An 11,747-nucleotide genomic window follows, 5' to 3' on the forward strand; every position below is an offset into this window, starting at 1 on the left:
TCCGATGGGTTGAAGGAAAAACTCAGACGCTCAGGTAGGCGCGGCGAACTTCGTCGTTGGCCGCAAGCTCGGCCATGGTGGCGTGATAGCGGATCTGCCCCTTCTCGAGCACATAGGCGCGGTCGGACACCAGTTCGGCGAAGTGCATGTTCTGCTCCGACAGCAGGATGCTCACGCCCTGCGCCTTGAGCTCCAGGATCATGTTGGCCATCTGCTCGACGATCACCGGTGCCACGCCTTCGGAAGGCTCGTCGAGCAGCACGAGGTACGGGTTGCCCATGAGCGTGCGCGCCACGGTCAGCATCTGCTGCTCGCCGCCGCTCATGCGCCCGCCCGGACGGTTCGGCATTTCGCCGAGGTTGGGGAACAGCTTGAACAGGCGCTCGGGCGTCCACAGCGGCGCATCGGTGCCGTCGGCCCAGCGGCGCGCGGGCTGCTTGCCGACTTCGAGGTTCTCCATCACCGTGAGGTCGGTGAACACGCGGCGGTCTTCGGGCACGAAGCCCAGGCCCAGGCGCGCTGCGTGGTGCGGCTCGCTCCTGGAGATGTCGTGGCCCAGGAAGCGCACCGCGCCGCGACGCTTGGTCAGCATGCCGATGAGCGTCTTCAGCGTGGTCGACTTGCCCGCGCCGTTGCGGCCCATGAGCGCAACCACTTCGCCGCGACGCACTTCGAGGTCGACGTCATAAAGGATTTGCGCGGCGCCATACCAGGCGCACAGGGCCTTGGCCTGCAGGAGGGGTTCGTGTGTGCTCATGCGGCGACTCCAAGGGCTGCGGCTTTCTCTGCGATCTTCTCGAATGTCTTGCCGCTGCCGAAGTAGACCTCTTGCACCTTGGGGTGGTCGCGGATTTCGAGCGGCTTGCCCTGCGCGATGAGGCGCCCGCGCGCCAGCACGATCATGCGGTCGGCGTACGCGAACACCACGTCCATGCTGTGCTCGGTGAAGAGCACGGCCATGCCGCGCTGGATGACGAGATCTTTGGTCAGCGCCATGAGCGAGTTGCGCTCCTTGGGGGCCATGCCGGCGGTGGGCTCGTCCATCAGCAGCAGCTTGGGGCTGTTGGCCATCGCGATGGCGAGTTCGACGCGCTTCACGTCGCCGTACGCCAGCACGCTGCAGGGCCGGTCGGCCTGCGACTTCATGCCGACCTGGTCGAGCAGCGCCAGTGCTTCGTCGCGCTTGTGGTCGGCCGCGCGGCGCCACATCGAGAACAGCTTGCCGTCGTGCGACAGCAGCGCCATCTGCACGTTCTCGACCACGGTGAGCGAGGCGAAGGTTTCGGCAATCTGGAAGGTGCGGCCCACGCCCTGGCGCCAGATGGCGCGCGGCTTCTGGCCCACAAGCTCGTGCCCGTCGAACAGGATCGAACCCTGGTCGGCCTTGAGCTGGCCGTTGACCATGTTGAAGGTGGTCGACTTGCCGGCGCCATTGGGGCCGATGAGCGCTAGCAGTTCGCCGGCATGCAGTTCGAAGCTGATGCCATCGACGGCCTTCACGCCGCCGAAGGACTTGCCGAGGTTCTCGACCTTGAGCAGGGGTGCGTTGGAAGTGGTCGTCATGCCTTGGCCTCCTTCGCCTCGGCGGCCACAGGCGCCGCATCGGGCTTGGTGCGGCGCAGCAGCTTGTCGGTCAGCTGCTTCGCGAAGCCTGCGATGCCCTGCGGGAACAGCAGCACGAGAATCAGGATGATGGCGCCGAGCGTCGCGCGCCAGTAGTCGGTGTTGCGCGCCACGGTGTCGTGCAGCCAGCTGAAGGTGACGGCGCCGACCACCGGCCCCGCCAGCGTCTGGATGCCGCCCAGCAGCACCATCACCAGTCCGTCGACCGACTTGTCGACGCTGAGGCTCTCTGGCGAGATGCTGCCCTTGGAGAAGGCGTAGAGCGAGCCGGCCAGCCCGGCCGCGGCGCCCGCGACGACGAAGGCCGTCCACTGCATGCGCTTGACGTCGATGCCGATGGCGTCGGCGCGCAGCACCGAATCGCGGCCCGCGCGCAGCGCATAGCCGAAGGGCGAGAACAGCACGCGGCGCAGCATCATGACGCCGGCGGCCACGAGCACCAGCGTGAGCCAGTAGTAGGTGCGCTTGTCCGACAGCCACTCCGAAGGCCACACGCCCGTGAGGCCGTTGCTGCCGCCGGTGAACGAATCCCACTGGTAGACGATGGCCCAGGTGATCTGCGCGAAGGCCAGCGTGAGCATGGCCAGGTACACGCCCGACAGCCGCACGGCGAACCAGCCATAGATGAAGGCGCCGATGGCCGCGACGAGCGGAGCCACGATGAGCGCCACTTCCATCGGCAGGCCGCTGGAGCGCACCAGCAGCGCGGCGCCGTAAGCCCCGAGGCCGAAGTAGGCGGCATGCCCGAACGAGTGCATGCCGGCCGGCCCCATGATGAAGTGCAGGCTGGCGGCGAACAGCGCGGCAATCAGCAGGTCGATCATCAGCACCGTGGTGTAGGGCGAATCGGCGGTGAGCAGCGGCATCGCCATGAGCACCACGCCGAGCGCGGCGACCAGCCACAGGTAGCCCTTGCTCGCGCGGCGCAGCGGCTCCTCGGCCATGCCCACGTAGCGGCTCGGCGCCTGCGGCCGGCCGAACAGGCCCCACGGGCGCCACACCAGCACGATGGCCATGACGATGAAGTCGACCACCAGCGTGAGCTTCGAGAAGGACACGCTGTAGCCGAAGATTTCCACCACACCGAGCCAGATGCACACGGCCTTGATCTCGGAGATCAGCAACGCGGCCGCGTAGGCGCCCGGAATGGAGCCCATGCCGCCCACCACCACGACCACGAAGGCCGCGCCGATGGTGTTGAGGTCCATCGCAAGCGTGGCCGGCTCGCGCGGCAGCTGCAGCGCACCGCCCAGGCCTGCGAGCATGGCGCCGAGCGCGAACACCGCGGTGAAGAGCCAGGCCTGGTTCACGCCCAGCGCGCTGACCATCTCGCGGTCTTGCGTGGCGGCACGCACCAGCGTGCCCCAGCGGGTGCGCGTGAGCAGCAGCCACATCAGGCCGAGCACGACCGGGCCGACGACGATCAGGAACAGGTCGTAGGTCGGAAACTGCCGGCCCAGGATTTCGACGGAGCCCGACAGGCCCGGCGCGCGCGGCCCGAGCAGTTCGTCAGGCCCCCAGATGTAGAGCACCGCGTCCTTGATGACAAGGACCAGTGCGAAGGTCGCCAGCAGCTGGAACAGCTCGGGCGACTTGTAGATGCGGCGCAGCAGCACCATCTCGATCAGCGCGCCGAGTATGCCGACCGCGAGCGCGGAAATCACCAGCGCGGGCCAGAAGCCCATGCCGCCGCCGAGCTTCTCGACCAGCGTGTAGGCCAGGTAGATGCCGACCATGAAGAAGGAGCCATGCGCAAAGTTGACGATGCGCGTGACGCCGAAGATCAACGAAAGGCCGGCCCCCACGAGGAACAGCGACGAAGCCGACGACAGCCCGGTGAGGAACTGAAGCAGCAGGGACGAGAGGCTCATGGGTGCAAGCGTTCCGAAAAAGGATCAGGGTCAGTCGGCGGCGCGCGACTTCTTGACGTCGGCGGCGGAGGGCTGGAACTTCGCGCCGTCGAAGTAGGTGTAGTCGACCATCACGCCCTTGCCGTTTTCGTTCTTCGTCTTGCCGACGAAGGCGCCCATGGTGGACTGGTGGTCTTCGGCGCGGTAGCTGATCTTGCCGAAGGGCGTATCGACCTGCAGGCCCTTGAAGGCTTCGAGGAGCTTCGGCGTTTCGGTGCTCTTGGCCTTGGCAGCGCCGGCCGCGACCGACTTGATCATGCTGTAGCCGACCACCGAGCCGAGGCGCGGATAGTCGTTGTACTTGGCGTGGTACGCGAGGAAGAAGGCCTTGTGCTCTGGCGTCTGGATGCCATACCAGGGGTAGCCGGTCACGATCCAGCCGTTGGGCGTTTCGTCCTTCAGCGGGTCGAGGTACTCGGGCTCGCCGGTCAGCACGCTGACGACGGTGCGGTCCTTGAACAGGCCGCGGGTGTTGCCTTCGCGCACGAACTTCGACAGGTCGGCGGCGAACAGCACGTTGAAGATTGCGTCGGGCTTGGCATCGGCCAGCGCCTGGACCACGGCGCCTGCGTCGACCTTGCCCAGCGGCGGCGCCTGCTCGGCGACGAACTCGACGTCGGGCTGCGCGGCCTTCAGCAGCGCCTTGAAGGCAGCCACGGCCGACTGGCCGTATTCGTAGTTGGGGTACACGACGGCCCAGCGCTTCTTCTTGAGCTTGACGGCCTCGGGCACGAGCATCGCTGCCTGCATGTAGGTGCCGGGACGCAGGCGGTAGGTGTATTCGTTGCCGCCCTGCCAGGTCATCTTGTCGGTCAGCGGCTCGCCGGCCAGGAAGAAGATCTTCTTTTGCTTGGCGAAGTCGGCCACGGCCAGGCCGGTGTTCGACAGGAAGGTGCCGGTGAGCACGTCGATCTTCTCGCGCGCCACCAGTTCTTCGGCCACGCGCACGGCGTCGCCGGGGTTGGCGTTGTCGTCGCGCGTGATGAGCTCGATCTTCTTTCCGTTCACGCCGCCCTTGGCGTTGATTTCTTCGACGGCCAGCTCCATGCCCTTCTTGTAGGGCTCCAGGAAGGCGGGCTGTGCCTTGTAGCTGTTGACCTCGCCGATCTTGATCACGCCCTGCGCATGCGCGGGAACGAGAGCAGTGGTCAGCGCAGCGAGGGCCGCGGCGCTGAAGACGTGACGCAATGGGTTCATGGGGAAAGCTCCTTGAGATCGAATGAGGAAAGAAAACACCGTGATTGGGCGAGAGCGAAAGACAGCGTCAGCGAAGACCGTCTTCGCCCTTGATTTCATGGGCCTGCAGGCCGCCGATGCGCGGCAGCGGACGGCCGCTGTCGGTGACGGCAACCGCCACCACGATCTCGTTGGCGCGCGGTGCATCGCTCACGCGGGCTTCGATCGCGTCGAAGTGACTGCGCACGAAGGCTGCGTCCTTGTGGCCGAGCGGCACGTCGATGGCGGTGCCCAGCGTGCCTTGCTTCTTGGCCGAGGGCACGAGTGCGGCGCCCTTCTCGACCGCAACGCGCAGCGGCGCGCCCAGCTTGGGATGCAGGATGGCGGCGGCGTGTTCGAGCTCGCCGCGCTCGCCGACGATGGCGGCCTTGCCGTAGCTCTGCGCCTGGCCGGGCTCGATGCCCAGAGCCTTCACGGCCTTCTGGCCGAGCAGCGCGCCGAGTTCTTCGCCGATGGCGATCAGCTCGTCTAGGTTCTCGCTGTAGCGACCGGCGTAGGGGTTCTCGATCACGGCGATGGCGACGGCGCGGCGCGTGGGCGGCGTGACGTCCTTGCCCATTTCCTTGCGGGTTTCATCGACCTGGATGACGAGCTTGCGGATGTTGGCGGTCATGTTCTGTGTTCCTTGTCTTGTCTCTGTGCGGGTCAGCGCAGGCCGTCCCACTTGCTGATGTTCTCTGCGAGCAGGCCGCCGACACGGGCATGCACGCGGTAGCCCGTGCTCATCGCGAGGATGAAGACGATCTCGTCCGCAGCCGGCGCACCGGGCACTCGCACCTCGATGGCGTCGAACTGGCCGCGCACGTAGCTGGCGTTGATGTTGGTCAGCGGCACATCGAGCGCGGCGCCGGGCGGGCCGACCTTCTTGGTCGAGGGCACGATGGACAGCGCATTGCCGGGCTGGGCGGTTTTCTCCTCGGCCGTGCCTGCGGTGTAGGCAACGCGGCTGCCCTTCCAGCCGAGCAGCTCGCGCATTGCGTATCCGCCGGGCACGTGCCACAGCGCGCCGTGCTCCAGCTCGCCGTCGGCGCCGACGATGGCGCCCTTGCCGTAGGTGGCGATCTGCTCCAGCGGCACGTCCATGGCGGCGTGCAGCTTGTGCGCCATGTCGACGCCTACGGGGTCGAGCAGCGCCATCATCGGCAGGATGTCGGGCTCGTAGCGGCCGGCGAACGGATTGGTCAGCACCGCGCCGATGGCACCGCGCACCAGCGGCGTTTCGGCGCGCGGTCCGAACTCGTGGTGGATGTGCTCGACATGGGTGAAGACGCGTCGGATTTCGATCATGAAAAAGAACCTTGCTTTTCGTTAAGCAAATACTGAACCAACTGCTTTCGGCAGCTCGGTCTTGAGCGCCTTCGAGCATAAGGGCTCGACAAGTCGCCACTGCCCCTGACAAACGAGTAGAGCGGCCCACACAAGCCCGCCTTTTTGCAGGACCTTGGCGCACACCACGCCCGTATCGAGTGCGCTGCGCACCTGCCCGGGGGCCAGCGTGGGCACGTCGACGGTGACGAGGGTGTCGCCGAGGTCGCTGTCGTCCTTGCATTCGTTCGCGGGGCGGCGCGCGATGGTGTCGTCGTCGACATCGACGGCGTTGGCAATCACTGTCGCCGCCGCATCGGCCTGCGCTGCAGTGGCGGCCAGGACCGTCACGCTGTCGGCGATGCCCAGCGAGAAGCTGCGCCCGCGCCAGCCGCTGGTGGCAACGCCGCGCACGGGCTGGTCGGCGTGCAGCTCGAACTGGCCGTCGGTGGTGAGGATGCCGCTGCCACCATCGACATGATCGCGCCAGTCGAAGCGCGCAAGGTCGGCGAACACGCCCACGCGCGCGGACTGGCCGGGCGCGAAATGCAGCGCGATGTCGCCGCCGTTGTTGATCCATGCGCGCTCGATGCCGGGACGCTCGTAGAACGCGATCAGCTCCTGCGCGACCGAGCCGGCCACCGCCGCCATCGGCGTGATGAACATCGGCGAGAACGCGGCGCAGGCGTCCCACATGCGGCGCGCCACCACGTTGCGCGGACGCATCTTGTCGGTGACGGGCAGGCGCAGCAGCGGCAGCTCGTGCACCAGTTCGTCGAGCACGTGGGCGAAGCGCGCCCACGCGGCGTCGTGCGCGGCCGCGACGGCGTACGGGTCGCCATGCGCCTCGGCCACGATGTCGATCGGGCCGTGGTTGAAATGCCAGCGGTTCTTGTCGAGCGCTGCGCGTTGGGCGGACATGATCAGCCCAGCATGGGAGCGTGGCCGAGCGGCCACGGATTGGCGTCGTCCATCGCGAGCCATTGGCGTGCGAGCGGTGCGCCGTCTTCCTGCCATGCACCGCGCGCGAGCGCCTGTTCGAGCGGGAAGATGTGTTCCATGTGGCCGCCGAGCGCTTCGTAGTCGTCGCGCCGCATGCTGAACTCGATGGGCGCGACGATGGCTGGCGTGGGCACGGTGCCGAAGCTGTTGTCGGGCATGCGCATGACGTCCGCCATCACGGTGATGCCGCCGCCGGGCCACACGTATGCCGGCGCGCCGCCGCATGTGACGTTGACCAGCGCGCGCTTGATGGCACGCGTGAGCAGCACCGGGTTTTCGGTGACGCCCGCGCGCAGGCTTCCGCCCGCGCCGCCGAGGAACAGCACAGTGCACAGCGAGGGTTCGCAGTTCTCGCCGATGCGATCGACGATGCGCTTCACCTCCGTTGGCATGGGCTGCTCGACGGGCTTCAGTGCATCGTCGAGCACGTACCACTGCGCGTGCTCGCCGGTGGTCGAGGTCATGAGCAGGCGCAGGCCGGGGCGCGCGACGCCCTCTTCCCAGCCCTCGATGATCGCGAGCGGATCGGCGATGTCGGTGCCGCCCCAGCCGTTGCCCGGGTTCGCCACCTGGAAGTAGCGCCCCGGCGTGGACTTGCGCCCCAGCATCTGGATGCCCGAGGGCGCCATGTCGAGGCAGCGACCAGCCTGGTGCTCGGTGAGCACGCCGGTGATGTGGTCGTCGACCACCACCACTTCGTCGGCCACGCCCGCGAACTGGCGCGCGAAGATGCCGACCGCCGCGGAGCCGCAGCCCACGCGCATGCGCTGCTCTTCGACGCCGTTGACGATGGGCGCCTTGCCGGCCTGGATGACGAGGGTGGAGCCGCCGTCGATGGTGCACTCCACGGCCTTCTTGTTGCCCAGCAGCTGCATCAGCTCGGCCGTCATGCGGCCTTCCTTCTTGCTGCCGCCAGTAAGGTGGTGCACGCCGCCGAGCGAGAGCATCTGCGAGCCGTATTCGGCCGTGGTGACGTGGCCCACGACTTCGCCGCGATAGCGCACGTTGGCCTGCTCGGAGCCGAGGAAGCGGTCGGTGTCGATCTTCACCTTGAAGCTGCAGTAGCTGAAGATGCCTTCGGTGACGACGGTGACCATGTCGACGCCCTGGGCCTTCGATGCAACGATGAAGGGCGCGGGCTTGTAGTCGGGGTAGGTGGTGGACGAGCCCACGCCGGTGACGAAGACTTCGTCGGCGTGCAGCAGGTCGCCGTTCCAGTCGCGCTCGGCAGGAGCCGGGGCCGTTTCGGCGCCGGTGCGATTGAAGGGCACCAGCGCAGGCGCTTCGCTTTCGATCGTCCGGCGCAACAGCACCACGGGATCGACGCGCACCAGCACGCCTTCGCGGTTGGCATAGCGGTCGCAGGCGCCGGTGCGGCCGTCGGAGATCTGGCACAGCACCGGGCAGGCGTTGCACTCGACCTTGGCAGTGCTCATGCGCTCGTTGCGCGGCGGCGCCTTGCCGAAGGCGCCGCTGCCGGCTTCAGCCACCACGGGCATGTCCATGCCGGGGAGGCCATCTGTCTTGGTGTGTTCTGTCATCGGGCAATCTCGTGGGCGTATGTGGGCAAATCCTGGCTGTCGGGGTTTGCAACAAACGTGCCGTCCGCCCGCTTGTGCACCGACTTCCGTTTGTGTAGCATTCCCTACACTTTCATGTTGCGTTCACTACATTCGCAGTCAATGTAGCAAACAGGCCCGATGCTTGCAATGGTGTTTTCTCGCGATGTTCATCGGGGTTTTTACGACCAACGACAATGGAGGGTTCGGAGCCGGCCGGCGGTTTTCGCCCCAAAGGCGTGCACGTCGGCTCAGCCAACCTCCCCTGTTACCAACCAACTCTTGAGTTCCGTATGAGTGCATTCAGCGAAGAACGCGTCCTGAGCGTCCACCACTGGACCGACCGCCTGTTCACCTTCACCACCACGCGCGACCCGGCGCTGCGCTTCTCGAACGGTCATTTCACAATGATCGGCCTGAAGGTCAACAACAAGCCCCTGCTGCGCGCCTACAGCATCGTGAGCCCGAACTACGAGGAGCATCTCGAGTTCCTGAGCATCAAGGTGGAAGAAGGCCCGCTGACTTCGAAGCTGCAGCACATCCAGGTGGGCGACACCATCATCGTGGGCCGCAAGCCCACGGGCACGCTGCTGATCGACTACACGCTGCCGGCCAAGCGCCTGTACCTGTTCGGCACCGGCACCGGCCTCGCACCGTTCATGAGCATCATCCGCGACCCGGACACGTACGAGAAGTTCGAGCAGGTCATCCTGGTGCACGGCGTGCGCCAGGTCGACGAGCTGGCCTATCACGACCTCGTGACCGACCACCTGCCCAAGCACGAGATCCTCGGCGAGATGATCGCCAAGCAGTTGCTGTACTACCCGACCGTCACGCGCGAGGAGTTCCGCAACCAGGGCCGCATCACCGACCTGATCGAGAGCAACAAGCTCACCGACGACCTCGGCCTGCCGCCGCTCAACGTCGAGGAAGACCGCGTCATGCTGTGCGGCAGCCCCGGCCTCTTGGTCGACCTGAAGCACATCCTGGAAAAGCGCGGCTTCAAGGAAGGCAACACGAGCACGCCGGGCGACTTCGTGGTCGAGCGCGCGTTCGCAGAGAAGTAATGAAGGCCCCCCGGCTTTTCACTCGCTGTGCTCGTGTAACTCCACCCCCCATGGGGGAGGCGCGGTCCGCCTTGGGGCGGCCCGGCGGCGACCGCCTCCCTCTTCATTCCGCCCTCCGATGGAACGCAAGGTAGTCACCAAGCCGCAGCGCCGCACGGGCGTGCGCGAGGCGGCCGCACAGGCCACGCGCGACAGCATCCTGAAGGCGGCGACCAAGGTGTTCGCCAAATACGGCTACGACGGCGGCAGCGTGGAGAAGATCTCCAAGGCCGCGAAGTCGTACGACCGGATGATCTATTACTACTTCGGCAGCAAGGAAGGCCTCTTCATTGCGGTGCTCGAAGGCATCTACCAGCGCATGGACGACGCCGAGGCCGCCATCGCGCTCGACGCCTCGCGGCCGGTGGAAGCGCTCACCGAAGTCATCCGCTTCGTGCTGGGCTACTACCGCAAGAACCCCGAGTTCGTGACGCTGCTGAACACCGAGAACCTGCACAAGGGCCGGCACATTTCGAAGTCGCTGCGGGCGCGCGAGTATTCGTCGCGCGCGGTGGCGATCATTGCGGAAATCCTCGCCAGCGGCGCTGCGCAGGGCCTGTTCCGCAAGGAACTGGTGGCGCGCGACATCTACCTGCTGATCGCGTCCACGGGTTATTTCTACACCTCCAACCGCCACACGCTCACCGCCTTCCTCGGTGAACCGCTGGAGTCACCGGAGGCGATCACGCACTGGGAAGACTTCGTGATCGAGACGCTGCTGCGCACGGTGCGCGCGGACGCGGATACAGAAGCGGACGAGCCGCAAGACAACACACCACCCCACGAGGACACATCGAAATGGCAGAAATCGCAGCCGGCGGCAAGTCGGGCAAGGTCGTCATAAAGAACATCGGGCTGCTGCTCTCGGGCGACATCGACAAGCCCATCCTCGACGCCGACACCATCGTGGTGAACGACGGCCTGATCGTCGCGGTCGGCAAAGAGAAAGACTGCGATCTCGAAGGCGCGCAGACCGTCATCGACGCGAAGAAGACCTGCGTGGCGCCAGGCCTGATCGACAGCCACGTGCATCCGGTGTTCGGCGACTGGACGCCGCGCCAGGGCCAGATCGGCTGGATCGACTCCACCATGCACGGCGGCGTGACCACCATGATTTCCGCCGGCGAGGTGCACCTGCCCGGCCGCCCCAAGGACATCGTGGGCCTGAAGGCCCTGGCCATCACCGCGCAGCGCGCCTTCGACAACTTCCGCCCCGGCGGCGTGAAGGTTCTGGCGGGCGCGCCCGTCATCGAGAAGGGCATGGTCGAGAGCGACTTCAAGGAACTCGCCGAAGCCGGCGTGGGCCTGCTCGGCGAAGTGGGCCTGGGCTCTGTCAAGGCCGGCTACGAGGCGAAAGAGATGGTGGCCTGGGCGCGCAAGTACGGCATCCAGAGCACCATCCACACGGGCGGCCCGTCGATCCCGGGCTCGGGCCTGATCGACAAAGATGTTGTGCTCGAGGCCGACGCCGACATCATTGGCCACATCAACGGCGGCCACACCTCACTGCCCGAGGCTCACGTGTGTGAGCTCTGCGAGAAGAGCTCGCGCGCCATCGAGATCGTGCACAACGGCAACGAGAAGGTGGCCATCGCGGCGGCCAAGGCGGCGCTGGAGCTCAAGTGCCCGCACCGCGTGATTCTCGGCACCGACGGGCCCGCGGGCTCGGGCGTGCAGCCGCTGGGCATCCTGCGCATGGTGGCAATGCTGTCGTCCATCGCGAACATTCCGGCCGAGCTGGTGTTCTGCTTCGCGACCGGCAACACGGCGAAGATCCGAAAGCTCAACTGCGGGCTGATCGAAGTGGGCCGCGATGCCGACTTCGTGTTCATGGACCGCGCACAGCATTCGCCCGCGCCGGGCCTGCTCGAAAGCGTGCAGCTCGGCGACATTCCGGGCGTGGGCATGGTGATGATCGACGGCATCGTGCGCTGCGGCCGCAGCCGCAATACGCCGCCCGCGACTGAAATCCCGGTGGTGGTTTCCGGCGCGCACTGACACGCGCC

11 protein-coding genes are annotated in these 11,747 nt (G+C 66.5%); 3 read left to right on the forward strand and 8 right to left on the reverse strand.

All coding sequences use genetic code 11. The features are described from left to right. Nucleotides 1–22: 22 nt before the first annotated feature. The 8 genes from BMW87_RS31155 to BMW87_RS31190 form a co-directional block, all read right to left on the reverse strand. Nucleotides 23–757, reverse strand: a complete 735-nt coding sequence (locus BMW87_RS31155; RefSeq protein WP_093059290.1) for an ABC transporter ATP-binding protein — start codon at nt 755–757, stop codon at nt 23–25. Further along, on the reverse strand, nt 754–1,563 hold the full coding sequence (locus BMW87_RS31160) for an ABC transporter ATP-binding protein (protein ID WP_093059288.1): 810 nt from the start codon (nt 1,561–1,563) through the stop codon (nt 754–756). The genes BMW87_RS31155 and BMW87_RS31160 overlap by 4 nt, the downstream gene beginning before the upstream one ends. After that, nucleotides 1,560–3,494 (reverse strand): ABC transporter permease, encoded by a 1,935-nt coding sequence (locus BMW87_RS31165; protein WP_093081733.1) that lies wholly within the window; start codon nt 3,492–3,494, stop codon nt 1,560–1,562. The genes BMW87_RS31160 and BMW87_RS31165 overlap by 4 nt, the downstream gene beginning before the upstream one ends. 30 nt (nt 3,495–3,524) lie before the next feature. After that, complete coding sequence (locus BMW87_RS31170) at nt 3,525–4,730, reverse strand: ABC transporter substrate-binding protein (RefSeq protein ID WP_093059284.1); 1,206 nt, start codon at nt 4,728–4,730, stop codon at nt 3,525–3,527. Between the two features lie 67 nt (nt 4,731–4,797). Further along, the gene (locus BMW87_RS31175) at nt 4,798–5,382 is read right to left on the reverse strand and encodes an amino acid synthesis family protein (protein ID WP_093059282.1); all 585 of its coding nucleotides are present in this window, start codon (nt 5,380–5,382) and stop codon (nt 4,798–4,800) included. Between the two features lie 32 nt (nt 5,383–5,414). Then, the gene (locus BMW87_RS31180; RefSeq protein WP_093081735.1) at nt 5,415–6,056 is read right to left on the reverse strand and encodes an amino acid synthesis family protein; all 642 of its coding nucleotides are present in this window, start codon (nt 6,054–6,056) and stop codon (nt 5,415–5,417) included. A gap of 21 nt (nt 6,057–6,077) precedes the next feature. Then, the gene (locus BMW87_RS31185) at nt 6,078–6,995 is read right to left on the reverse strand and encodes a UPF0280 family protein (protein WP_093081738.1); all 918 of its coding nucleotides are present in this window, start codon (nt 6,993–6,995) and stop codon (nt 6,078–6,080) included. 2 nt (nt 6,996–6,997) lie between these two features. Then, nucleotides 6,998–8,617 (reverse strand): 6-hydroxynicotinate reductase, encoded by a 1,620-nt coding sequence (locus BMW87_RS31190; RefSeq protein WP_093081740.1) that lies wholly within the window; start codon nt 8,615–8,617, stop codon nt 6,998–7,000. 311 nt (nt 8,618–8,928) lie between these two features. Here BMW87_RS31190 and BMW87_RS31195 point away from each other — a divergent pair, with 311 nt between their 5' ends. The 3 genes from BMW87_RS31195 to BMW87_RS31205 all read left to right on the forward strand — a co-directional run bounded on the left by BMW87_RS31195 (nt 8,929) and on the right by BMW87_RS31205 (nt 11,739). Beyond that, entirely contained in the window at nt 8,929–9,702 is a 774-nt protein-coding gene (locus BMW87_RS31195) for a ferredoxin--NADP reductase (RefSeq protein WP_093059274.1), read from the forward strand. Nucleotides 9,703–9,820: 118 nt separating this feature from the next. Next, a complete protein-coding gene (locus BMW87_RS31200) occupies nt 9,821–10,585 on the forward strand; it encodes a TetR/AcrR family transcriptional regulator (protein WP_093081743.1) in 765 nt (254 codons plus the stop codon). Continuing rightward, a complete protein-coding gene (locus tag BMW87_RS31205; protein ID WP_093059271.1) occupies nt 10,540–11,739 on the forward strand; it encodes an amidohydrolase family protein in 1,200 nt (399 codons plus the stop codon). Before BMW87_RS31200 ends, BMW87_RS31205 begins: the two co-directional genes overlap by 46 nt. The last annotated feature ends 8 nt before the right edge of the window (nt 11,740–11,747 follow it).

The sequence above is a fragment of the Variovorax sp. OV084 genome, from assembly GCF_900111625.1.
Lineage (GTDB): Bacteria > Pseudomonadota > Gammaproteobacteria > Burkholderiales > Burkholderiaceae_C > Variovorax.

Bases quoted from the DNA above. Each gene is read 5' to 3' on its own strand.
- BMW87_RS31160 (WP_093059288.1), bottom strand. From the start codon at position 1,563: ATGACGACCACTTCCAACGCACCCCTGCTCAAGGTCGAGAACCTCGGC.
- BMW87_RS31180 (WP_093081735.1), bottom strand. From the start codon at position 6,056: ATGATCGAAATCCGACGCGTCTTCACCCATGTCGAGCACATCCACCAC.
- BMW87_RS31170 (WP_093059284.1), bottom strand. From the start codon at position 4,730: ATGAACCCATTGCGTCACGTCTTCAGCGCCGCGGCCCTCGCTGCGCTG.
- BMW87_RS31205 (WP_093059271.1), top strand. From the start codon at position 10,540: ATGGCAGAAATCGCAGCCGGCGGCAAGTCGGGCAAGGTCGTCATAAAG.
- BMW87_RS31175 (WP_093059282.1), bottom strand. From the start codon at position 5,382: ATGACCGCCAACATCCGCAAGCTCGTCATCCAGGTCGATGAAACCCGC.
- BMW87_RS31165 (WP_093081733.1), bottom strand. From the start codon at position 3,494: ATGAGCCTCTCGTCCCTGCTGCTTCAGTTCCTCACCGGGCTGTCGTCG.
- BMW87_RS31190 (WP_093081740.1), bottom strand. From the start codon at position 8,617: ATGACAGAACACACCAAGACAGATGGCCTCCCCGGCATGGACATGCCC.
- BMW87_RS31195 (WP_093059274.1), top strand. From the start codon at position 8,929: ATGAGTGCATTCAGCGAAGAACGCGTCCTGAGCGTCCACCACTGGACC.
- BMW87_RS31200 (WP_093081743.1), top strand. From the start codon at position 9,821: ATGGAACGCAAGGTAGTCACCAAGCCGCAGCGCCGCACGGGCGTGCGC.
- BMW87_RS31185 (WP_093081738.1), bottom strand. From the start codon at position 6,995: ATGTCCGCCCAACGCGCAGCGCTCGACAAGAACCGCTGGCATTTCAAC.
- BMW87_RS31155 (WP_093059290.1), bottom strand. From the start codon at position 757: ATGAGCACACACGAACCCCTCCTGCAGGCCAAGGCCCTGTGCGCCTGG.